Consider the following 22,895-nt stretch of genomic DNA (forward strand, 5'->3'; position numbering starts at 1 on the left):
TTGGCAACCCGGATTTGCCTGAAATTTGCGCAAAACCTGCTATATGAGTTGCTCAGCTGCGCTTTGTTGCGCAAAATGCCCCTCGCTCTGGGAGTTCAAAGAAGACAAATACTGCCTTTAAAAGACAGAGGCCTTAGAGCCAGCGAGAGATAACTATTTGAAACGCCTAAAATTTAATTATCTGTTTATCGGTCTGGTCGCCGTGCTGTTAGCAATGGCATTGTGGCCATCCATCCCGTGGTATGGCGGTGGGCAGGATACGATTTCACAGATTAAATCACGGGGAGTGTTGCGTGTCAGCACCATCAATTCCCCGCTGACTTACTACACCGTAAATCAATCTCCGGCCGGTATGGACTACGAGCTGGCAAAACGCTTTGCCGATTATCTGGGCGTGAAACTCAAGGTTACGGTTCGCCCGAACCTGAGTGACCTGTTTGACGACCTGGATGAGGGGAAAGCGGATGTGCTGGCGGCTGGCCTGAATTACAACAGCGAACGTCTGGCACGGTATCGCACCGGGCCCGGCTACTACAACGTTTCGCAACAGCTGGTGTATCGCGTGGATAAGCCACGCCCGAAAAACCTCGGCGATCTCAAGGGGCGGCTGACGGTCGCCTCGGGATCGGCCTATCTCTCGACCCTGAAAAGCGCTCGCTCTAATCAGTTCCCCGATCTGGACTGGGCGATCGCCACTGACCAGAGTCCGAAAGCGCTGCTGGAAGCGGTGGCGGATGGCAAAATCGATTACACCATTGGCGACTCGGTGACCATTGCGCTGCTGCAGCGTATCTATCCTCAATTGGCGGTGGCGTTTGACGTCACCGATGAGGAGCCGGTCACCTGGTACGTTAAGCACAGTGACGATGACAGCCTCAACGCGGCGATGCTCGACTTCTTTAACGGCATGGGCGAAGAAGGCGCGATGGCGCGGCTGGAGGAGAAGTATCTCGGCCACGTCGGCACCTTTGATTATGTGGATACCCGCACCTTCCTGCGCGCCATCGACAACACCCTGCCCGACATCAAACCGCTGTTCGAGAAGTACGCCACCAGCATCGACTGGCGTCTGCTGGCCGCTATCTCTTACCAGGAGTCGCACTGGAATCCGCAGGCCACCTCGCCGACCGGCGTGCGCGGCATGATGATGCTGACCCGTAATACTGCTGAAAGCCTGGACGTGGGTGACCGCACCGATCCGGAACAGAGCATTCGCGGCGGCAGCCAGTATCTGCAAAACATGATGGAGAAAGTGCCGCAAACCATCCCGGAAGATGAGCGTATCTGGTTTGCGCTGGCCGCCTATAACATGGGCTATGCCCACATGCTGGACGTACGGAAACTGACGGCCCGCCAGGGCGGCAATCCGGATAGTTGGGCTGACGTTAAGCTGCGGCTGCCGATGCTGAGCCAGAAGCGTTACTACACGCAGACCACCTACGGCTACGCGCGCGGGCACGAAGCGTATAACTACGTGGAGAACATCCGTAAGTATCAGATCAGTCTGGTGGGGTATCTGCAGGAGCAGGAGAAACGCCTGGCGCAGCAGATGGCGGCACAAGCGGAACTGGCAAAAGGCTATCCGGCCGTCGAACCAAACATCGCCATGAACTAACCCTGGCGCTGCGCCTGACGCAGCGCTTTGTTCTGCTCGCGCCGCATCCGGAAGAAATCACTCAGCATCGCGGCACACTCGTCTGCTAATACGCCGCTGTGCAATTCAACCTGATGATTCATGCCGGGATGACCCAGCACATCGAGCAGCGATCCTGCCGCCCCGGTTTTGACATCATGCGCGCCATACACCAGCCGGGTAATCCGGCTGTGAACCATCGCACCGGCACACATCACGCACGGCTCCAGCGTCACGTAGAGCGTGGTATTCAGCAGACGATAATTTTCCAGCACCTTGCCGCCCTGACGCAGCGCCATCATCTCCGCATGGGCGGTGGGATCGTGCTGACCAATCGGGCGATTCCAGCCTTCGCCAATCACCCGATCCTCCTGTACCAGCACCGCCCCGACCGGCACCTCGCCCTGCTCCCAGGCCAGGCGTGCCAGACCAAGCGCGTGGCGCATCCAGTATTCATCGTGTTGTTGATTCATGCAGGCCACTCCCGGCGACAGAAAAGCGGCGCATTATAGCGGTCTCCCGCGCTGTGTTGAAACTTATTCCAGCTGTTGCAGCTCGCCGGCCGGCGTCACCCGCCAGCGATGCTGGCAGAAAAACAGCAGCGGGTTGTCCTGCTTGCTGTCGCTGTAGCCACTGTAGAGCTGCAGCGGCGTGCCGATTTGCTCCTCCAGCTGCGCCACTTTCTCATGACCGAGGCAGCGCATCGCCAGCACCCGTCCACCCCAGCCGCGCTGCATCTGGCTGGCGATCAGTTTTACCCGAGGCAGAAACGCAGAGTCGTAATAGACCTGCTCCACCAGTGACTGCGGCGAACCGGTAATCAGCCAGACATCGGCATCATCGCTGCCGAGATAGTCGGTCAGACGCTGTTGCACCACCGGGAAAGCCCTGACCCGCAGACGAAACCATTGGGCAAACTCCGCTTCAAGACGCAGCAGGGTGCGCTCTGAATGACCAAAAGTGATTGACCAGAGCAGCAGGCTCATCGGCCAGCGCGCCGCCCGGCCTTTGAACAGCAATCCTATGCCGACGACGGGCAGCAGCGGCCCCACCAGCAGCAGATTCAGCGGCCGGCGTCGCAGCAGATAACGCATGAAAGTGCCAAACATATCCTGCTGGTGCAGCGTGCCGTCCAGGTCAAAAAATACGATGCGACGTTGTGTACCCTTGGTCAAACAACACTCCTTTTCGCTGATTTTGCGTTAATAGAGACTATTGTAGCCATCATCAGGCGGCACGGCGATGGCTGTCATTTTTAATTCCGATGACTACAATGCCAGATGAATAGTTTATTCTTCGCAAATTACTCCTGAATCATGAGGATTGGGCATGAGTTCATTGCTGCGCATTCGCCAGCTTTATCCCCGTCTGGCGTTGAACGAACGCCGGCTGGCTGATTTTTTGCTGTCACAACCCGATCGGGCGCGCCATCTGAGTTCGCAAAAACTGGCGGAAGAGTCAGGCGTCAGTCAGTCAAGCGTGGTGAAATTCGCCCAGAAGCTGGGCTACAAAGGTTTTCCGGCGCTAAAACTGGCCCTGAGCGAGTCATTGGCCGACAAGGATGCGATTACCGTGCACAACCATATTCTCAGCGATGACCCGCTCAAAATGGTGGGAGAAAAATTGCTGACCGAAAAGCTGTCAGCCATACGCGCCACGCTGGATATCAACAGCGAAGAGAAGCTCAACGACGTATTGCAGTTGCTGAAAAATGCCCGGCGAATTTTGCTGGTGGGAATTGGCGCCTCCGGACTGGTGGCGAAAGATTTTTCGTGGAAGCTGATGAAAATCGGTATTAACGCGGTGGCCGAGCAGGATATGCATGCCCTGCTGGCCAGCGTACAGGCGATGGGACCCGGCGATGTGCTGCTGGCTATCTCTTATACCGGTGAGCGACGCGAGATCAATCTGGCGGCGCAGGAAGCGGCCCAGGTCGGCGCAGACGTGCTGGCCTTTACCGGCTTTACGCCGAATACTCTGCAACAGAGCGCCAGTCACTGCCTCTATACCGTGGCGGAAGAGCAAAGTACCCGCAGCGCGGCGATCTCCTCGACCACCGCGCAGCTGGCGCTGACCGATCTGCTGTTTATGGCGCTGGTGCAGAACGATCCGGAACGCGCCTCCAGTCATATCCGGCACAGCGAAGCGCTGGTGAAAAAGCTGGTCTGATCAGCGTCAGGGCGTATAATAGCCGCGCTTTTTCTGTTGGTATCAGGTGGGGAAGATGGCGCTGTTGATTACGGCCAAATGCATTAACTGCGATATGTGCGAACCGGAATGCCCAAACCAGGCCATTTCGCTGGGCGATGCGATTTATGAAATTGATGTCAGCCGCTGCACCGAGTGCATCGGTCATTATGATGAGCCAACCTGCCAGCGGGTCTGTCCTATCGATAACACGATCATCGTTGACCCACAGCACACCGAATCACGCGATGCGCTGTGGGATAAGTTTGTGCTGCTGCACGGCTAGCTTTCGATGATCACCGTGGCGCAGGCGTAATGACGTTCGTCAGCCAGCGTGACGTGAACATTTGCCACGCCCAGCCGCTGTGCTACTTCTGCGGCGTGCTGGAAAAAACGTAATCCCGGTTTCCCCAGCGCATCGTTGTAGACCTCAAACTGATTGAACGCCAGACCGCCGCGAATGCCGGTGCCAAACGCCTTGGCTGCCGCCTCTTTGACCGCAAAACGCTTGGCAAGAAAGCGCACCGGCTGCTGGTGCGCCTGATATTGCTGCCACTCCGCTTCGCTCAGTACCCGACGCGCCAGCCGATCGCCGGATCGCTCAATCACCCCGGCGATACGCTCGATCTCAACGATGTCGGTACCCAGTCCGAGAATGGCCATCAGCGACGCGCTTCACGCAGCAGCTGCTTCATCTCCCGGACTGCATCTGGCAATCCGCTCATCACCGCACGGCCAATGATCGCATGACCGATGTTCAGCTCATGCATTTCCGGCAGTGCCGCAATCGGCAGCACGTTGTGATAGGTCAGACCGTGACCGGCGTTGACCTTCAGGCCCAGGCTGGCCGCGAAGGTGGCTGCCTGACGGATGCGCGCCAGTTCTGCGTCGCGCGCCAGACCTTCCGCTGCCTCGGCATAAGCACCGGTATGAATTTCGATATAGGGCGCACCGCTGGCCACTGCCGCCTCGATCTGGCGGTGATCGGCATCAATGAACAGCGACACCAGGATACCGGCTTCGCTCAGCAGCTTAACCGCTGCATTCAGCTTGTCCTGCTGCCCGGCCACATCCAGCCCGCCCTCTGTGGTCACTTCCTGTCGCTTTTCCGGTACCAGACAGCAGAAGTGCGGCTTGATATCACAGGCGATGCCAATCATCTCATCGGTCACCGCCATCTCCAGATTCATTCGCGTCTGGATGGTATCGCGCAGGATACGCACGTCGCGATCGGTGATATGACGGCGATCCTCGCGCAGATGCACGGTAATGCCATCAGCCCCCGCCTGCTCAGCGATAAACGCCGCCTGCACCGGGTCGGGATAGTTAGTACCACGCGCGTTACGTACCGTGGCAATGTGATCGATATTGACGCCTAACAGCAACTCAGCCATGACCATCCTCACTTCTTGTTCATCGTAATGTTGAGTGTACCGCGTTGCGCCTGGCAAGCGGTACCACCTGCACTATTCCGCCGCGTCATCAGGGACTTCACCCGCGACATCCGGCTTTTTCATCGGGGTAAACTGGCGAAACAGCTCCTGGCTCTTGAGCGGCTTTCCACCGAGGTAGGGTTTCAGGGCCATGCGGGTAAACCGCTTCGCGGCGCGCAGGCTCTCCGCATCGGGAAACTCGCGCTCACACAGCGCCCGTAGCTGACGGCCGGTAAAACTGCGCTGATTCAGCACCAGGCTGGCAATAAAGCCGCGCTCTTCACGGTAACTGTAAGTCATGTCATCGCTGACCGGCTCGCCGCTGCCGGCGCAGTGCAGAAAATCGACGCCGTAGCCAAGATGGCCGAGCAGCGCCAGCTCAAAGCGGCGCAGTGCCGGTTCCGGCGTGCCGTGAGATGAGGCTAAGCTCTGTAAGCAGTTGAGATAGTCGAAGAACAGATCGGAGAAGGGAAATTCCTGCTGCAGTACACGGGACAACAGTTCGTTGACGTAGAGGCCGCAGTAAAGCGTGATGCCGCTGAGCGGTAACGCCAGCGACACCGCTTCGGCATTGCGCAGGGTTTTGACCTCGCCGCGCCCGCTCCAGCGCACCAGCAGCGGCGTGAAAGGCTGAAGTGCCCCTTTCAGCTGAGAGCGCCGTGAACGCGCCCCTTTTGCCAGCACCCGTACCCGCCCTTCGCTTTCGCTGAACAGGTCGAGCAGCAGGCTGGTCTCACTGAAGGGACGACTATGCAGCACAAAGGCGCGTTGCCAGCCTTCCATCGAATCAGAGATCGTCTGTGTAACCCAGGCTACGCAGCGCACGTTCGTCGTCCGCCCAGCCCGATTTCACCTTAACCCAGAGTTCGAGATGCACTTTCGCTTCGAACATCTCTTCCATGTCCCTGCGCGCTTCTGTTCCGATGACTTTGATTTTGGCGCCTTTGTTGCCAATCACCATCTTCTTCTGGCCTTCGCGCTCCACCAGGATCAGGCCATTGATATCGTAGCCGCCACGTTCGTTGGTGACGAAGCGCTCAATTTCTACCGTGACCGAGTAAGGCAGCTCAGCGCCGAGGAAACGCATCAGCTTCTCACGGATGATCTCTGACGCCATAAAGCGCTGTGAACGGTCAGTGATGTAATCTTCCGGGAAATGGTGATCGGCCTGACGCAGATGTTTACGGGTGATCGCCGCGATAGTATCGACGTTTTTCCCGCTTTCCGCCGAGATCGGCACGATATCGAGGAAGTTCATCTGCTGGCTCAGGAACTGCAGGTGCGGCAGCAGAATACTCTTGTCCTGGATGTTGTCGACTTTGTTGATCGCCAGCACCACCGGCACTTTGCCGTCGCGCAGTTTGCCTAATACCATCTCATCATCTGGCGTCCAGCGGGTGCCTTCTACCACGAAGATCACCAGTTCCACGTCGCCAATCGAGCTGCTGGCGGCACGGTTCATCAGACGGTTAATCGCACGCTTCTCTTCCATGTGCAGACCGGGCGTATCGACGTAGATCGCCTGATACTGGCCTTCGGTATGGATGCCCATGATGCGGTGGCGCGTGGTTTGCGGCTTACGCGAGGTGATCGACACCTTCTGCCCCAGCAACTGGTTCAGTAAGGTGGATTTGCCGACGTTAGGTCGGCCGACAATCGCGACAAAGCCGCAATAAGTTACGTTTTCGCTCATTCGAGTCCTGAGTTATTCAGCGCCTGTTCAGGCGCCGGGATAGTGCATATTCGGGTCATGATTGATTCAGCGCCGTGTCAGACGCCAGGGCCGGAAGGCAGTCAGGTCATGATTCATCAGGCACCGCTGCCGGTGCCGGGGTCAGGGATTATTCAAGACCCAGTTTAATCAGCGCCTGTTCCGCGGCTGCCTGCTCTGCTTTACGGCGGCTGGAACCTACGCCCACCACCGGCTCGGCCATGCCACTCACCTGACAGTGAATGGTAAATTCCTGATCGTGGGCTTCGCCACGCACCTGCACCACCAGATAGCTCGGCAGCGGCAGATGACGTCCCTGCAGATACTCCTGCAGACGCGTTTTCGGATCTTTTTGCTTGTCGCCAGGACTGATTTCGTCGAGGCGGCTCTGATACCAGTCGAGGATCAGTTTTTCTACCGTCTGGATACTGCTATCGAGGAAGATACCGCCAATCAGCGCTTCCACCGTATCCGCCAGGATCGATTCGCGACGGAATCCGCCGCTTTTCAGCTCACCGGGGCCTAAACGCAGGCACTCGCCGAGGTCAAATTCGCGGGCCATCTCAGCCAGCGTATTACCCCGCACCAGCGTGGCGCGCATGCGGCTCATGTCACCTTCATCGACCCGCGGGAAGCGGTGATAAAGCGCATTCGCAATCACATAGCTGAGAATAGAATCGCCGAGAAATTCAAGACGCTCGTTGTGCTTACTGCTGGCGCTGCGGTGAGTCAGGGCCTGCTGTAACAGTTCCGAATGAGTAAAAGTGTAGCCCAGTTTGCGCTGAAGCTTGTTAATCAGGATGGGGTTCATGCGATTCCAGTTCTTTGTTGCGTCTGTGACTCTGCATACCAAACAGGGCTGAGGTTCCAACACTTTCCGTTTGGTGTGCAGTGGCCTCCCGCAGGAGGCCACCCGATTTGCCTGTTAGTCAGACAATACTTTTAGTGGATGCCGCCGATACGACTGAATCGTACGCCGGTAGGCCACTGCCCTTCTTGTTTCTCAAAGCTCATCCAGATAGCGACCGCTTTACCGACCAGGTTGCGCTCCGGGACAAAGCCCCAGTAGCGGCTGTCGGCGCTGTTGTCACGGTTATCGCCCATCATGAAATATTGCCCTTTCGGCACCACCCAGCTCGCCTGTGGCTGACCCGGCTGCTGATAATACATGCCCGCCTGACTCTGCGCTTCGTTTACCAGCAGAATATCGTGGGTCACGTTGCCAATCGTCTCTTTACGGGTGCCGAGGCGTAAGCCGCCACGCATCGTATCGCCCTGCGGAACCTGGTAGAATCCATTGCCGGTTTCATTGCCATCGAAGCCGCTGAAGGTCTGGATAAAATTGCTCGGCTGAACGTCGGTGTAGGTTACCGCTAACGCGGTATCACAGGCTTTATCGTCGGTACAGGCTGGCTTCACCGTCAGGGTTTTGCTGTAAGGATCATAGATCACTTTATCGCCAGGTAAACCGATAACGCGTTTAATGTAGTCGAGGCTCGGATCTTTCGGGTATTTAAACACCGCGATATCACCGCGCTTCGGCTGACCGGTTGGGATCAGCGTGGTCTGGGTGATCGGATCTTTAATTCCGTAGGCGAACTTCTCTACCAGAATAAAATCGCCAATCAGCAGCGTCGGCATCATCGATCCTGAGGGGATCTGGAACGGTTCGTAAATAAACGACCGCACGATAAACACCACCGCCAGCACCGGGAACACCGACGCCGTGGTTTCCACCCAGCCTGGCTGCGACGACACTTTCGCCAGCGTTTTGCTGTCGAGCGTATTGCCGGTTTGCGCCTGAGCCGCTGCCTGTTTCGCCCGACGTTGCGGTGCCCATTTAAAACGATCAATAACCCAGACGATGCCAGTAATCAGCGTCGCTATCGCCAGTATCAGGGCGAACATATTAGCCATTGGAAATCCTTATTTGCTGTCCTTACCGACATGCAGAATCGCGAGGAAGGCTTCCTGCGGCAGCTCAACGTTACCGACCTGCTTCATTCGCTTCTTACCGTCTTTCTGCTTCTGCAACAGTTTCTTCTTACGACTGACGTCACCGCCATAACACTTGGCGAGCACGTTTTTACGCAGCTGTTTAACCGTTGAACGCGCGATAATGTGATTGCCGATTGCCGCCTGAATCGCAATATCAAACTGCTGACGCGGAATGAGCTCTTTCATCTTCTCAACCAGATCGCGTCCCCGATACGGTGCGTTTTCACGGTGGGTAATCAGCGCCAGCGCATCGACACGTTCTGAGTTGATCAGAACATCGACGCGCACCATGTCAGAGGTCTGGAAACGTTTAAAGTTATAATCCAGCGAAGCATAACCGCGTGACGTCGATTTCAGACGGTCAAAGAAGTCGAGTACCACTTCCGCCATCGGAATCTCATAGGTCAGCGCGACCTGATTGCCGTGGTAAACCATGTTGGTCTGAACGCCACGTTTCTCGATGCACAGCGTAATCACGTTGCCGAGATACTCCTGCGGCAACAGCATGTGACACTCAGCGATTGGCTCGCGCAGCTCTTCGATGTTATTCAGCGCCGGCAGCTTAGACGGGCTATCGACATAGACCACATCGCCGCTGGTGGTGACCACTTCATACACTACGGTTGGCGCAGTGGTGATCAGATCGAGATCGTATTCGCGCTCCAGACGTTCCTGGATGATCTCCATGTGCAGCAGACCCAGGAAGCCACAACGGAAACCAAAGCCCAGCGCCGTCGAGCTCTCTGGCTCGTAGAACAGCGAAGCATCGTTCAGGCTCAGTTTGCCGAGCGCATCACGGAACGCTTCATAGTCGTCAGAGCTGATTGGGAACAGACCGGCATAGACCTGCGGCTTCACTTTTTTGAAGCCTGGCAGCGCTTTGTCTGCCGGGTTGCGTGCGGTGGTCAGGGTATCCCCGACCGGCGCGCCGAGAATGTCTTTAATCGCGCAGACCAGCCAGCCGACTTCACCGCAGTTAAGTTCGTTACGATCGACCCGCTTCGGGGTGAAGATGCCGAGACGGTCAGCGTTATAGACCTGGCCGGTGCTCAGCACTTTAATTTTATCGCCCTTGCGCATGGTGCCGTTTTTGACGCGCACCAGCGAAACCACACCGAGGTAGTTATCAAACCAGGAGTCGATAATCAGCGCCTGCAGCGGAGCCTCCGGATCGCCTTGTGGCGGCGGGATATCGCGTACTAAACGCTCCAGCACTTCCGGTACGCCCACGCCGGTCTTGGCTGAGCAGCGCACCGCGTCGGTAGCATCAATGCCGACGATATCTTCAATTTCCTGCGCCGCACGATCGGGATCGGCCGCTGGCAGGTCAATTTTGTTCAGAACCGGCACTACTTCCAGATCCATCTCAATCGCGGTGTAGCAGTTCGCCAGGGTCTGCGCTTCTACGCCCTGCCCGGCATCCACCACCAGCAGTGCGCCTTCGCAGGCCGCCAGTGAGCGGGAAACTTCATAGGAGAAGTCAACGTGACCCGGCGTATCGATGAAATTGAGCTGGTAAGTTTCGCCGTCTTTCGCGTGGTAATCGAGCGTTACGCTCTGTGCTTTGATGGTGATGCCGCGTTCACGCTCCAGATCCATCGAGTCAAGAACCTGGGCAGCCATCTCACGGGCGGTGAGGCCACCGCAAATCTGAATCAGGCGGTCAGAGAGCGTAGATTTACCATGGTCGATGTGGGCGATGATGGAGAAATTTCTTATGTGCTTCATTTATATGAATATCTTCGCATAGAGAATCAGTTGAAAACCTGAGCACAGACACATTCAGGAAGATCGCTCTTTACCCACAATCCTGTCAGCCTCATTAATGACGACGCATATTACACTGTTAACGCCGCGCATAAAAGAATGGAACGTTGTGGAAGCGAAACAGAGTTTTGCAGCGGGAAGAACGGACAAAGGCCGCGGAGTGCGCGGCCTGGGCGTGGGTTACGCTTCGCTTTCAACACGCAGCGCGTCAGGAGGTAAGGCGATGTTCAGGATCACCGGTTGAAAGGCTTCACGATCCCCCAGCTTCATTGAGACCCCTTTTGCGATAATAAAGCCGCCGATACCGCCCAGCAGCGCGCCGCTGGCAGCGGCCAGATCGCTACTGAACAGTGCCTGAAACAGGCCTGCCACCAGGAAGAGACCCAACAGCGGCGTCATGTAGACCAGCAATGCCGAGCCCAGCAGGCTGCTCTCACGGATACCGAGCTCGATCCGCTGTCCCGGCTGCAGCGGTTTGCTGCTGGCAATCTGCATCACATGGGCATTTTTCGGGCCGAGTTTGTTCAGCATGTGGCTGCCGCAGCCTTTACGCGCCTGGCAACTGTTGCAGGAGGTTTTCGCTTCAGTATGCAGAGTGGCGATGCCATCCTGCCATGCCACCACGGTGGCCCATTCTCTCATCATTTTTGTGACCCCAGGTCGATGCTGTCCGCAATGCGTTTTGCTGTCGCTGGCGGTAATTCGCCGACCACTGCAATCTCGTTATTATTGCGCACAACTGTCTGGACCGTACGACGCCCAGTGCGCAATGTCTGGGTGGTGCTGCTTTTATCGGCCGGCGTAATATTGATCGCGAAGCTGAACAGGCCATCGCTGTAGAGACGCGACTCCATATTTTTGTTCAGCGCGGGCAGCGTACGACGGTTCTGCGACACCAGCGTCATGCCAGCGGGAATCCAGCCTGGCTGCCAGTTGAGCGTCACCGCATCCCCTTTCGGCACAGAGAGCGATGGCGGCAGATTGGCCTTTTCCAGCCCCTGCATCAGATTACGCACTCCTTCGTCCACCGCAAAGCTGATGACGCGGAACTGCTCCAGCGTTTCACCATCCCGATCCAGCAGGTCAATGCGCAGCGGCAGTTTGGTATCAACGTCGAGCCAGACGACATAGCTGTAGCGTGTGCCGTCGCGCGACACAATGCGCAACACGTCACACATCTGATCGGCAATACGTGAGCGTCCGACGGTAATAAAGTCGTAAGCACTGCTCAGTTTGGAGAAATCAGCAAAGATGACCGATGGCAACGCATCGATAATGTGGTTTCCAGGAAGCGAGAACGGTTCAAGGCCCGGTTCGAAGTAGCTGATATCGTTGTCGCGCTGGATCACTTCACGGCGCGGACCGTCCATCTGCAACAGCTGAGCAAAAATGCGCTGATCGATCACCGCATGACGGTAACGCAGCGATTCAATGCCAAGGCGGGAGACGTTGATATAAGCAAATTCGTAGTTGAGGTTCTGACTGGCCTGCTCCATCTGCTGCAATAGCGCCCCGGACGCAGAAGTTTGCGCCGGGGCGGCAGATGACCACAACAGGCTGCCTGTCAGCAGGCTAACAGCATACCAAAGCGGCTTCATTACTGCTGCTGGAGTCCTAACGATTGGTTTCCGGGAACATCAGCCTGTGCCTGTTTCGGTGCGTTAGTTTCAAACTGCAGCTGATCGGCATGTAAGCGGCGTTGCAGCTCATAATCCTGCAGCATCGCGTTAACGCGACGACGCTGATCCTGAACCTGCTGATTAGCGCTATTGGTATCAAACGCATCTGATGGTACGCCCAGGCTGACCGGTGAGGCTTTGCCCATCATCGGCAGCGTGTTGAACACCGGCGAGTCAGACGCTTCAGTCGCACCGCCGGCAGGCTGGTTATAGTGCTGTACGCCAACGATAACGGCCAGTGAAACGCAGGCAGCCACGCCGACCTGAGTCAGTTGCGCAGCCCACGGGCGCACTTTTTGCCAGAACGGCATTTTTTCCCAGCGGGAAGGTTCTGGCTGCGCTTCAGGGATCAGCGGTGTAACAGTACGCAGCGGTTCTTTTTCGATGGCAGCGGCAACGCGCGCAGAGATATCAAAATGCAGGAACTCACCAACATCGCCGCGCATCGTATCGCGAATGAGATGGTAGCTTTCCCAGCTTTTCTGTAAATCCGCATCCTTTGATAACGTGGAGAACAGCTCGTTATCTAAGGTCTCACCATCCATTAAAGCGGAAAGTTTTTCTTTCTGCATGCCTAGGTACCCTTCCAGTAGCCGTTATCACTGACGTTGGATAAGCGGTTGAACTTTATTATCAATGGCCTCTCGCGCACGGAAGATACGTGACCGAACAGTGCCTACCGGGCAATCCATAATGACGGCGATCTCTTCATAGCTCAGGCCGTCCAGTTCCCTGAGGGTGATTGCCATACGCAAATCCTCGGGTAGCGCCTCGATGGTACGAAAGACAATTTGTTTCAGTTCTTCTGACAACATTAAGTTCTCAGGGTTCGAAATTTCTTTTAATGCACCCGCACTTTCGAAATTTTCTGCGTCAATCGCATCCACATCGCTGGATGGCGGACGACGCCCCTGAGCAACCAGGTAATTTTTCGCTGTATTGACCGCGATGCGGTACAGCCAGGTATAAAACGCGCTATCGCCCCGGAAAGAGTCCAGTGCGCGATACGCTTTAATAAACGATTCCTGTACTACATCAGGCACATCGCCCGACGGAACATAGCGTGAAACCAGGCTCGCCACTTTATGCTGGTAACGAATTACCAGTAAGTTGAAAGCTTTTTGATCTCCCTTCTGTACCCGTTCAACGAGGATCTGATCCGTTAACTGCTCGCTCATCCGAGGTAATGTCTCCCCAAATTTTTCTTACGCGTAAAGTAACTGCCAGCACATCTCAATGTTTCTGAGCAAGCATGCGCTTAGAGTTGTGATGTGGTGCGAAGTTCACTTATCGCCCTAATATTTACCGCTCCGCTGGAGAGTCTCCGGCTTGTTCATTTTCGTTCAGTGCAAGGAGCGTAAATCGCAGGCAGAGTAACCTATGACAACGGCTTTTTCATCTTTAAATCCCTGTGCTTAATTTAGTTTGGTATAAAAAACAGTTTTTAAACCCGCCTGGCTTTAACTTGCTGATTATTGGTGGCATTTAACCCGCCCGCTACCAGCGAGCTGAAAAGTTGTTCAAAATACTTCACAGCAACCGGCTTAAAGCTTATGCTCAGCCCTATTCTTGTTTAGTAAATTAAACACCATGACAAATGCAAATCCGGATTATCAGTGTGATGTTTTGATTGTGGGCAGCGGCGCAGCCGGTCTGTCGCTGGCGCTGCGTCTGGCCCGACACTATCAGGTGACGGTGCTCAGCAAAGCACAAGTCAATGAGGGTTCCACCCTGTATGCGCAGGGCGGCATCGCGGCGGTGTTTGATGAAACTGACAGCATTGAGTCGCACGTTGAGGATACGCTGGTGGCCGGCGCCGGGCTGTGCGACCGAGATACCGTCTCGTTTATCGCCAGCAATGCCCGTCACTGCGTGCAGTGGCTGATTGATAACGGCGTCGCCTTTGATATCGATCCGCAGGCGGCGGGCGAGATGCGCTATCACCTGACCCGCGAAGGCGGTCATAGTCATCGCCGTATTCTGCACAGCGCCGATGCCACCGGCCGCGCGGTAGAAACCACGCTGGTCAGCCAGGCGCTCAGCCATCCCAACATCCGGATTCTGGAACGGACTAACGCCGTCGATCTGATTCTTTCAGACAAACTCGGGCTGCCCGGACCACGCCGGGTCGTGGGTGCGTGGATCTGGAACCGCAATCGCGAGCAGGTTGAAATCTGTTCTGCCCGCGCGGTGGTGGTGGCGACCGGCGGCGCAGCAAAAGTGTATCAATACACGACCAATCCCGATATTGCCTCCGGCGATGGCATCGCGATGGCGTGGCGGGCCGGTTGTCGGGTCGCCAACCTCGAATTTAACCAGTTTCATCCGACCTGCCTGTTTCATCCCCAGGCGCGTAATTTTCTGTTAACCGAAGCGTTACGCGGCGAAGGGGCCTGGCTGCTGCGTCCTGACGGCAGCCGCTTTATGCCCGATTTTGATGAGCGAGCTGAACTGGCACCGCGCGACATTGTCGCCAGAGCCATTGATCATGAGATGAAGCGGCTGGGCGTTGACTGCATGTATCTCGACATCAGTCATCAGCCGGCGGACTTTGTCCGCGCCCACTTCCCGATGATTTACGACAAGTTGCTGACCTTTGGCTTTGACCTGACCCGAGAGCCGATTCCGATTGTGCCAGCCGCGCACTACACCTGTGGCGGTGTGATGGTCGATCAGCAGGGCCGCACCGACGTTAATGGCCTGTATGCGATTGGTGAAGTGAGTTATACCGGCCTGCACGGTGCCAACCGGATGGCCTCCAACTCGCTGCTGGAGTGCCTGGTCTATGGCTGGTCTGCCGCAGAAGATTTGATTCGCACCCTGCCCGAGGTCGAAGCTGTTACCGCGCTGCCCGGCTGGGATGAAAGCCAGGTTGATGATGCCGATGAACGGGTGATCATCCAGCATAACTGGCATGAGTTGCGGCTGTTTATGTGGGATTACGTCGGCATCGTGCGGACCACCAAGCGTCTGGAGCGGGCATTGCGCCGCATCACCCTGCTCCAGCAGGAGATCGATGAGTATTATCATCACTTCCGCCTCTCCAACAATTTGCTGGAGCTGAGGAATCTGGTGCAGGTTGCCGAACTCATGGTGCGCTGCGCGCTGGCGCGAAAAGAGAGCCGTGGACTGCACTACATCCGCGACTATCCCGATCTGTTACCGGAAGCGCTGCCGACCATCCTGACGCCACCCAGTTACAGGAACAGATAGAACTCCCGCGTCAGGCAACACCAGTCATCAGAATAGTGCGTGTCGGGCGCGCGAATGGCGAGACGCTCCTGCAGCGTTTCGCCCGCCTGAGGGGAAAAGGCCAGCAGCACCCGATGCGGTGGACGATGCGCATATTCCGCTACGTCGAGCCGGAAACGTAAATGCCAGCCATCGTCCAGCGCCTGGCTGATAAAGGTCTCACCGGTGGCGGTCGGCAGCACCACGCAGAACATCCCCTCTTCTTCAATCAGCAGCGCCGCGCTGCGCAACAGGGTCTGATGATCAAGCGTGCTGGTTGCCCGGGCGTTGTCGCGCGCCGTGCTGGAGCAGGCCACGCCGGGCGCGAAGTAAGGAGGATTACTGACGATCAGTGAATAGCGCTGCTCGCAACGCTCTGCCCAGCGGGCAATATCCTGCTGATGAACCCGGATACGTGCCGGCCACGGCGACTGCTGAACATTCTCCTGCGCCTGCTGCGCTGCCTCACTCTCCAGCTCAACCGCATCAATCTCAACCGGAGACGGCGTGCGTTGCGCCAGCATCAGCGCAATCAGTCCGCTGCCACTGCCGATGTCCAGAATCCGTCTGACGCCAGCCACCGGCGCCCAGGCACCAAGCAGAATGGCATCGGTTCCGACTTTCATTGCACAGCGATCGTGCGCCACAAAAAATTGTTTAAAGGTAAATCCGTTCTTGTTTAACTGGGGCCGCTCACGCGGCTTGTCGTGCATCATGGGTCGCTACCATTTACTTTTTTTCTGCCGTGCGGCAGCGCATAAGTGTAACGTGACAGGTAACGGAATTCACGCAGCAGACTATACCTGGCGGATTAACAGATGAAGATTACGTCTGATCTGTCTATAATCAGCGCCCCAAACTGAGGTAGACCATGACAGTAACCACATTCTCCGAACTCGAACTCGACGAAAGCCTGCTTGAAGCGCTGCAGGAAAAAGGCTTTACGCGCCCAACAGTCATTCAGGCTGCAGCCATTCCGCCCGCGCTTGAGGGCCGCGACGTTCTGGGTTCGGCACCTACCGGGACCGGGAAAACTGCCGCCTATCTGTTACCGGCGCTGCAGCACCTGCTTGATTTCCCTCGTAAGAAATCTGGCCCGCCCCGCATTCTGATCTTAACGCCAACCCGTGAACTGGCGATGCAGGTCGCCGACCAGGCACGCGAACTGGCGAAGCACACCCATCTGGATATCGCCACCATTACCGGCGGCGTGGCCTACATGAACCACGCTGAAGTCTTCAGCGAAAACCAGGATATCGTGGTCGCCACCACCGGTCGTCTGCTGCAATACATCAAAGAAGAGAACTTCGACTGCCGCGCCGTTGAGACGCTGGTGCTTGATGAAGCGGACCGTATGCTGGACATGGGTTTCGCCCAGGATATTGAAACCATTGCGGCTGAAACCCGCTGGCGCAAGCAAACGATGCTGTTTTCCGCCACGCTGGAAGGCGAAAACATCAAAGACTTCGCCGAGCGTCTGCTGAACGATCCGGTTGAACTGGAAGCCGATCCGAGCCGCCGCGAACGTAAAAAGATCCAGCAGTGGTACTACCGTGCTGACGATCTGGAACACAAAACCAAATTGCTGGTTCACCTGCTGAAACAGCCGGAAGTGACGCGCTGCATCGTGTTTGTACGTAAACGTGAGCGTCTGCATGAGCTGGTCAGCTGGCTGCACGAAGCGGGGATTCGTAGCAGCTATCTGGAAGGCGAAATGGTGCAGGCGAAGCGTAACGAAGCGATCAAACGTCTGATTGAAGGCCGGGTGAACGTGCTGGTCGCCACTGACATCGCAGCACGCGGCATTGACGTTGATGACGTCAGTCACGTCTTCAACTTCGATATGCCGCGCACCGCCGACACCTATCTGCACCGTATTGGCCGTACCGGACGAGCGGGCCGTAAAGGGATCGCGATTTCGCTGGTCGAGGCGCACGATTATGTGCTGCTGGGTAAAATCAGTCGCTACGTCAACGAGCCGCTGAAAGCGCGCGTGATTGATGAGCTGCGTCCAGAGACGCGTGCGCCACATGCCAAAACCACCGGTAAACCGTCGAAAAAAGTGCTGGCGAAGCGTGCAGAGAAGAAATCGAGCGAAGCGGAGAAACCGCGAGTGAAAAAACGCCATCGCGATGCCAAAAATATTGGCAAACGCCGCAAGCCGAGCGGCAGCGCACCGGCTAATGAGAATGCGGAATAAATCATCGCATCAATAAAAAAATCGCCTCTGATGAGGCGATTTTTTTGACTTAACCATCAGTAACAGGCGGTTGGTGCCATTTTCAGTGCCTGAGGGCCATCTTCCGTAAGTCAGCGCCGCTCAGGCCTCTGAGCCTGGCTTCTATCTTATTAATAAATTGATAGAAAATACTGTGTGTGCTTTGCGTTCTTTTTCAGCGCCTGCTGATTGTTGTGACTCAAAGACTTTCAGTAAAGGTACGGGCGATCACGTCGCGTTGCTGCTCTGGCGTCAGCGAATTAAAACGTACCGCGTAGCCGGAAACACGAATGGTCAGCTGCGGATAATTTTCAGGATGTTTAACCGCATCTTCCAGCGTTTCACGACGCAGAACGTTGACGTTCAGATGCTGCCCACCTTCGACGCGCACCTGAGGTTTCATCTCTACCGGTACTTCACGATAGGTGAACTCACCCAGTTCGCTGATAGCAACAACCTGATCTTCTTCATAGCCGCCTTTAGCGCACAGGCAGCGCGCCTCGCCTTTCTCTTCGTCCAGCAGCCAGAAGGAGTTAAGGAGTTGGGGTTTATTGGTTTGTGTGATCTGGATTCCAGTAATCATGTCAGCGCCTCCAGGGCAATGCGTGAATGAATCAAATTTGAGGCCCCGGTATACCACTCCTCCGCAGAAGCAGTTTTGACCTGGGTCAATTTTAGCCAGCCAGAAATCGCCCTTTTCCGCTAACTGTTTGATCTCACAACCCTGCCGACATTAACTTTTTTTGCATTATTAAAAATATTTTTGCCCTTCAGCTCAGCAGCAGGAACGGCTAAGCTTACCGCACACACCTCAAGGGAGTTAATTATGGCTGAAAAGCTGACCTGGCACGACGTGCTGGCTGAAGAGAAACAGAAACCCTATTTCACCGAGACGCTGAAATTAGTGGCCGATGAGCGTGCCGCCGGCGTGACGGTTTATCCGCCGCAAAAGGATGTGTTCAACGCCTTTCGCCTGACAGAATTAGGCGACGTTAAAGTGGTGATTCTCGGTCAGGACCCGTATCACGGTCCTCATCAGGCACATGGTCTGGCCTTTTCGGTCTTGCCTGGCGTTCAGGTGCCGCCGTCGCTGCAGAACATCTATAAAGAGCTGTTGCAGGACATTCCAGGCTTTGAAAAACCGGACCACGGATTTCTGGAAAGCTGGGCAAAACAGGGTGTGATGCTGCTGAACACGGTATTAACGGTGGAAGCCGGTAAGGCCCATTCCCATGCGCGATTTGGCTGGGAAACCTTTACCGATAATGTGATTGCTGCGATTAACCAGCATCGGGAAGGAGTGGTGTTCCTGCTGTGGGGATCGCACGCGCAGAAGAAAGGCAGCATTATTGACCGTCAGCGCCATCACGTATTGCAGGCGCCGCATCCTTCGCCGCTCTCGGCGCATCGGGGCTTTTTTGGCTGTCAGCACTTCTCGAAAACCAACGCGATACTGCGCGACGCCGGTCAGGAACCGATTGACTGGACGCCGGTATTGCCTGCGTAAGCCGCAAAGCACACGGCCGCGACAGTGCGCGGCCGTGGAACGGATTCAGGCGTGAAATCAGCCTTTGGCTTTGGCAACCGCCACCATCGCCGGACGCAGTAAGCGACCATTCAGCGTGTAGCCACGTTGCATCACCAGCATCACCTGGTTAGGTTCGAACTCTTCAGACTCCATCATCGACATCGCCTGATGCACTTCCGGATTGAACGGCACGCCGGTTTCGCCGACCACTTCAACGCCGAATTTACGCACTGCGCCGAGCAGACCCTTCAGGGTCAGTTCAATCCCTTCGATCATTGGCGCCAGCTGCGCGTCTTCTTTATTCGCCACTTCCAGCGCACGCTCAAGACTGTCGATCACCGGCAGCAATTCGTTGGCAAATTTCTCCAGAGCGAATTTATGCGCCTTCTCGACGTCCATTTCGGCACGGCGACGAATGTTCTCAATCTCAGCCTGCGCACGCAGCTGTGCGTCACGCACGCCGGTTTGCGACTGCGCTAATTCAGCTTCGAGCTGAGCGATACGCTCATCACGCGGATCCACCTCTGCTGCTGTCTCCGCTTCCTGAGGTTGCTGCTGATCCTGCTGAATTTCGTCTGAGACTTGCTCGTTTGGGGTGTTCTGTTCTTTACTACTCATGAATTTCTCCGCGTTTTGCACATTCATTTCGCTGGTTGGCTTATTATGGGGATCGGTTTGACGGTTTCAAGGGAACCTATCACATTGCCTTGCCGTTTTGGCTTATAAGGAACACCCACTCGATGAACAAACACTTTAACTGCATTGGTATTGTGGGTCATCCACGCCATCCCACCGCGTTAACCACGCATGAGATGCTCTGGCGCTGGCTGACCGCCAAAGGTTATCAAGTGATCGTAGAGAAGCAAATCGCGCAGGAGCTGGCGCTACACGACGTTCAGACCGGTACGCTGGCGGAGATTGGTCAACAGGCCGATCTGGCGGTGGTGGTCGGCGGCGACGGCAATATGCTGGGCGCGGCCCGCGTGCTGGCGCGCTATGACATCAAAGTGATTGGCATTAACCGCGGTAATCTCGGCTTTCTGACCGATCTCGATCCGGACAATGCGCAACAGCAGCTGGATGAAGTGTTACAGGGCAACTACTTCGTTGAAAGCCGCTTTCTACTGGAAGCGCAGGTGTGTAAATCTGACTGCTCACCACGCATTGGCTCGGCCATTAATGAAGTGGTGCTGCATCCCGGTAAAGTGGCGCACATGATCGAGTTTGAAGTGTATATCGATGAAGTGTTTGCCTTTTCCCAGCGCTCCGATGGGCTGATTATCTCTACGCCTACTGGCTCAACCGCCTATTCGCTTTCTGCTGGCGGCCCGATACTCACGCCCTCGCTGGAGGCGATTGTGCTGGTGCCGATGTTCCCGCATACGCTGTCGGCCCGTCCGCTGGTGATTAACAGCAGCAGTACCATCCGGTTGCGCTTTTCTTCACGCCGCAGCGACCTGGAGATCAGCTGTGACAGCCAGATCGCGCTGCCGATCCAGGAAGGCGAAGATGTGCTGATTCGACGCAGCGCCAGTCACCTTAATCTGATCCACCCCAAAAACTACAGCTATTTCAATACGCTGAGTTCAAAACTGGGCTGGTCAAAAAAATTATTCTGAAAAGGCGCGCCGCCTCTTTACTGGATAAAATTCCAGTTTATACTGTATGAAAAACCATATGTGTTTATTCATACAGGTGAACCTATGCTGGCCCAACTGACCATCAGTAATTTCGCTATCGTTCGTGAGCTCGACATTGATTTCCAACGCGGTATGACAGCAATCACGGGTGAGACCGGTGCCGGTAAATCTATCGCGATTGATGCGCTGGGATTATGCCTTGGCGGTCGGGCCGATGCCGACATGGTGCGTCAGGGTGCCAGCCGGGCCGATCTTTGCGCCCGCTTTCAGCTTAAATCCTCCCCTTCTGCTCAGCGCTGGCTGGTGGATAATCATCTGGACGATGGCAATGAGTGTCTGCTGCGCCGGGTGATTAGCGCTGACGGACGTTCACGCGGGTTCATCAACGGCACGGCGGTGCCGCTGTCACAATTGCGCGACCTTGGTCAGTTACTGATTCAGATTCACGGTCAGCATGCGCACCAGCTGCTGCTCAAGCCTGAGCATCAGAAACATCTGCTGGATGCCTACGCCGGTCATGACGATCTGCTGCAGCGCATGCGCACCCACTATCAGACCTGGCACCAGAGCTGCCGCACCCTGGCGCTGCATCAGCAGCAGGCGCAGGAGCGTGAAGCGCGTCGTGAACTGTTGCAGTATCAGTTGAAAGAGCTGAACGAGTTTGCGCCGCAGGCTGGCGAATATGAGCAGATTGACGAAGAGTACAAGCGGCTGGCCAACAGCGGACAGCTGCTCTCGACCAGCCAACAGGCGCTGCAGCTACTTGCGGACAGTGACGACAACAATCTCTGCAGCCTGCTCTACAGCGCCCGTGAGATGCTCTCTGAGCTGACCTCGCTGGATGAGAAACTGAACGGTGTCTACAACCTGCTGGAAGAAGCGGCCATTCAGCTGAGTGAAGCCAGCGACGAATTGCGTCACTACTGCGACAGCCTCGATCTCGATCCTAATCGCCTGTATGAGCTGGAGCTGCGCATTTCACGCCAGATCGCCCTGGCGCGTAAGCATCACGTCACGCCGGAAAACCTGCCTGAACTGCATCAGCAGTTGCTGGCTGAAGCGGAGCTGCTGTCACAGCATGAAAGCGATCAGGAGAGCCTGCAGTCGCTGGTTGGCGAACACTATCAGGCTGCCCTGTTAAGCGCTGAGCAGCTTCATCAGCAGCGTACACAGTATGCTGAAGAGCTGCAGCAGCTGATTACCCAGAGTATGCACCTGCTCTCTATGCCGCACGGCCAGTTTAAGATTGCGCTGACCTTTAACCCGGATCAGCTGACGGCAGAGGGCGCCAGCCGCATCGACTTCCAGGTGACCACGAATCCCGGCCAGCCGCTGCAGCCGCTGGGTAAAGTCGCGTCCGGTGGTGAGCTCTCCCGTATCGCGCTGGCGATTCAGGTGATCACCGCGAAGAAAATGGAGACGCCAGCGATGATTTTCGATGAAGTTGATGTCGGGATCAGCGGTCCGACTGCCGCCGTGGTGGGTAAACTGCTGCGTCAGCTGGGTGAGTCAACGCAGGTGATGTGTGTCACCCACCTGCCACAGGTGGCGGGCTGCGGTCATCAGCATTTCTTTGTCAGCAAAGAGACCGATGGCGCAATGACCGAAACCCATATTCAGCCGCTGGACAAGCGTGCACGGCTGCAGGAACTGGCACGCCTGCTGGGCGGTAGCGAGGTCACACGCAATACCCTGGCGAATGCCAAAGAACTTTTAGCCGCCTGATAGCGCACTTTTTTAACCTGCCGTGGTCATATGCATGCTCTGTAGAGGTTTTCAATAGCGAAAAGGTTTATTATCATCGGCACTTATGTCGCCAAAGTAATAAAGCCTGCCGCAGGCAGAGTTCAGATTTTGTTGGCAAAAAAAC

At 56.0% G+C, this 22,895-nt stretch carries 24 protein-coding genes; 8 read left to right on the forward strand and 16 right to left on the reverse strand.

Annotated elements, in window-relative coordinates:
- The first annotated feature begins 157 nt into the window (after positions 1 to 157).
- Positions 158 to 1,615 carry a membrane-bound lytic murein transglycosylase MltF gene (gene mltF, locus ACX3P5_RS13605; protein WP_233987364.1) on the forward strand — a complete coding sequence of 486 codons (1,458 nt, stop codon included), beginning with the start codon at positions 158 to 160 and terminating at the stop codon, positions 1,613 to 1,615.
- Here the strand turns inward: mltF and tadA are convergent.
- Positions 1,612 to 2,106 carry a tRNA adenosine(34) deaminase TadA gene (gene tadA / locus ACX3P5_RS13610; protein WP_458968834.1) on the reverse strand — a complete coding sequence of 165 codons (495 nt, stop codon included), beginning with the start codon at positions 2,104 to 2,106 and terminating at the stop codon, positions 1,612 to 1,614. The genes mltF and tadA overlap by 4 nt on opposite strands.
- Before the next feature lie 63 nt (positions 2,107 to 2,169).
- A complete protein-coding gene (gene yfhb / locus ACX3P5_RS13615; RefSeq protein WP_336755737.1) occupies positions 2,170 to 2,808 on the reverse strand; it encodes a phosphatidylglycerophosphatase C in 639 nt (212 codons plus the stop codon).
- A 154-nt stretch (positions 2,809 to 2,962) separates the two neighbouring features.
- Between yfhb and ACX3P5_RS13620 the strand changes: the two genes are divergently transcribed.
- Together ACX3P5_RS13620 and ACX3P5_RS13625 are read left to right on the forward strand one after the other, a co-directional pair.
- Positions 2,963 to 3,802, forward strand: coding sequence for a MurR/RpiR family transcriptional regulator (locus ACX3P5_RS13620; RefSeq protein ID WP_233987361.1), 840 nt, complete (start codon positions 2,963 to 2,965; stop codon positions 3,800 to 3,802).
- Positions 3,803 to 3,857: 55 nt separating this feature from the next.
- The gene (locus tag ACX3P5_RS13625; RefSeq protein WP_094119765.1) at positions 3,858 to 4,106 is read left to right on the forward strand and encodes a YfhL family 4Fe-4S dicluster ferredoxin; all 249 of its coding nucleotides are present in this window, start codon (positions 3,858 to 3,860) and stop codon (positions 4,104 to 4,106) included.
- Here ACX3P5_RS13625 and acpS read toward each other — a convergent pair.
- From acpS to rpoE, 11 genes are all read right to left on the reverse strand, one after another.
- Positions 4,103 to 4,483: a holo-ACP synthase gene (gene acpS, locus ACX3P5_RS13630; RefSeq protein ID WP_094119766.1), complete on the reverse strand. Its 381-nt coding sequence runs from the start codon at positions 4,481 to 4,483 to the stop codon at positions 4,103 to 4,105. The two genes, ACX3P5_RS13625 and acpS, sit on opposite strands and share 4 nt — an antisense overlap.
- Positions 4,483 to 5,214: a pyridoxine 5'-phosphate synthase gene (pdxJ, locus tag ACX3P5_RS13635; protein ID WP_233987360.1), complete on the reverse strand. Its 732-nt coding sequence runs from the start codon at positions 5,212 to 5,214 to the stop codon at positions 4,483 to 4,485. Before pdxJ ends, acpS begins: the two co-directional genes overlap by 1 nt.
- Before the next feature lie 72 nt (positions 5,215 to 5,286).
- Complete coding sequence (gene recO / locus ACX3P5_RS13640; RefSeq protein ID WP_336755801.1) at positions 5,287 to 6,036, reverse strand: DNA repair protein RecO; 750 nt, start codon at positions 6,034 to 6,036, stop codon at positions 5,287 to 5,289.
- A gap of 4 nt (positions 6,037 to 6,040) precedes the next feature.
- Positions 6,041 to 6,946, reverse strand: coding sequence for a GTPase Era (gene era / locus ACX3P5_RS13645; RefSeq protein WP_094119768.1), 906 nt, complete (start codon positions 6,944 to 6,946; stop codon positions 6,041 to 6,043).
- A gap of 148 nt (positions 6,947 to 7,094) precedes the next feature.
- On the reverse strand, positions 7,095 to 7,775 hold the full coding sequence (gene rnc, locus ACX3P5_RS13650; RefSeq protein WP_069728695.1) for a ribonuclease III: 681 nt from the start codon (positions 7,773 to 7,775) through the stop codon (positions 7,095 to 7,097).
- Positions 7,776 to 7,906: 131 nt separating this feature from the next.
- Complete coding sequence (gene lepB, locus ACX3P5_RS13655) at positions 7,907 to 8,881, reverse strand: signal peptidase I (RefSeq protein WP_458968835.1); 975 nt, start codon at positions 8,879 to 8,881, stop codon at positions 7,907 to 7,909.
- A 9-nt stretch (positions 8,882 to 8,890) separates the two neighbouring features.
- Positions 8,891 to 10,690: a translation elongation factor 4 gene (gene lepA / locus ACX3P5_RS13660; RefSeq protein ID WP_094119770.1), complete on the reverse strand. Its 1,800-nt coding sequence runs from the start codon at positions 10,688 to 10,690 to the stop codon at positions 8,891 to 8,893.
- Between the two features lie 219 nt (positions 10,691 to 10,909).
- Positions 10,910 to 11,374 (reverse strand): SoxR-reducing system protein RseC, encoded by a 465-nt coding sequence (gene rseC / locus ACX3P5_RS13665; RefSeq protein WP_233987357.1) that lies wholly within the window; start codon positions 11,372 to 11,374, stop codon positions 10,910 to 10,912.
- Complete coding sequence (rseB, locus tag ACX3P5_RS13670) at positions 11,371 to 12,327, reverse strand: sigma-E factor regulatory protein RseB (RefSeq protein ID WP_233987356.1); 957 nt, start codon at positions 12,325 to 12,327, stop codon at positions 11,371 to 11,373. The genes rseC and rseB overlap by 4 nt, the downstream gene beginning before the upstream one ends.
- The gene (gene rseA, locus ACX3P5_RS13675) at positions 12,327 to 12,980 is read right to left on the reverse strand and encodes an anti-sigma-E factor RseA (protein ID WP_233987355.1); all 654 of its coding nucleotides are present in this window, start codon (positions 12,978 to 12,980) and stop codon (positions 12,327 to 12,329) included. Before rseA ends, rseB begins: the two co-directional genes overlap by 1 nt.
- A 27-nt stretch (positions 12,981 to 13,007) precedes the next feature.
- On the reverse strand, positions 13,008 to 13,586 hold the full coding sequence (gene rpoE / locus ACX3P5_RS13680) for an RNA polymerase sigma factor RpoE (RefSeq protein WP_094119811.1): 579 nt from the start codon (positions 13,584 to 13,586) through the stop codon (positions 13,008 to 13,010).
- A 412-nt stretch (positions 13,587 to 13,998) separates the two neighbouring features.
- On the opposite strand from rpoE, the gene nadB reads away from it, so the two are divergent.
- Positions 13,999 to 15,621: an L-aspartate oxidase gene (gene nadB / locus ACX3P5_RS13685; protein ID WP_458968836.1), complete on the forward strand. Its 1,623-nt coding sequence runs from the start codon at positions 13,999 to 14,001 to the stop codon at positions 15,619 to 15,621.
- Here the strand turns inward: nadB and trmN are convergent.
- The gene (gene trmN, locus ACX3P5_RS13690) at positions 15,606 to 16,355 is read right to left on the reverse strand and encodes a tRNA(1)(Val) (adenine(37)-N(6))-methyltransferase TrmN (protein ID WP_458968837.1); all 750 of its coding nucleotides are present in this window, start codon (positions 16,353 to 16,355) and stop codon (positions 15,606 to 15,608) included. The genes nadB and trmN overlap by 16 nt on opposite strands.
- Positions 16,356 to 16,510: 155 nt before the next feature.
- On the opposite strand from trmN, the gene srmB reads away from it, so the two are divergent.
- Positions 16,511 to 17,839 carry an ATP-dependent RNA helicase SrmB gene (gene srmB / locus ACX3P5_RS13695; RefSeq protein ID WP_262287605.1) on the forward strand — a complete coding sequence of 443 codons (1,329 nt, stop codon included), beginning with the start codon at positions 16,511 to 16,513 and terminating at the stop codon, positions 17,837 to 17,839.
- Between the two features lie 217 nt (positions 17,840 to 18,056).
- Here the strand turns inward: srmB and grcA are convergent, their stop codons facing one another.
- Positions 18,057 to 18,440 carry an autonomous glycyl radical cofactor GrcA gene (gene grcA, locus ACX3P5_RS13700; protein WP_233987351.1) on the reverse strand — a complete coding sequence of 128 codons (384 nt, stop codon included), beginning with the start codon at positions 18,438 to 18,440 and terminating at the stop codon, positions 18,057 to 18,059.
- A 243-nt stretch (positions 18,441 to 18,683) separates the two neighbouring features.
- Between grcA and ung the strand changes: the two genes are divergently transcribed.
- Complete coding sequence (ung, locus tag ACX3P5_RS13705; protein WP_458968838.1) at positions 18,684 to 19,364, forward strand: uracil-DNA glycosylase; 681 nt, start codon at positions 18,684 to 18,686, stop codon at positions 19,362 to 19,364.
- A 57-nt stretch (positions 19,365 to 19,421) separates the two neighbouring features.
- Here the strand turns inward: ung and grpE are convergent, their stop codons facing one another.
- Positions 19,422 to 20,003, reverse strand: coding sequence for a nucleotide exchange factor GrpE (gene grpE / locus ACX3P5_RS13710; RefSeq protein WP_031376291.1), 582 nt, complete (start codon positions 20,001 to 20,003; stop codon positions 19,422 to 19,424).
- 122 nt (positions 20,004 to 20,125) lie between these two features.
- Between grpE and nadK the strand changes: the two genes are divergently transcribed.
- Both nadK and recN read left to right on the forward strand, forming a co-directional pair.
- The gene (nadK, locus tag ACX3P5_RS13715) at positions 20,126 to 21,004 is read left to right on the forward strand and encodes an NAD(+) kinase (protein ID WP_031376292.1); all 879 of its coding nucleotides are present in this window, start codon (positions 20,126 to 20,128) and stop codon (positions 21,002 to 21,004) included.
- 84 nt (positions 21,005 to 21,088) lie between these two features.
- Entirely contained in the window at positions 21,089 to 22,750 is a 1,662-nt protein-coding gene (recN, locus tag ACX3P5_RS13720; protein ID WP_458968839.1) for a DNA repair protein RecN, read from the forward strand.
- Positions 22,751 to 22,895: the final 145 nt, after the last annotated feature.

This window comes from Pantoea sp. S-LA4 (assembly GCF_054482835.1).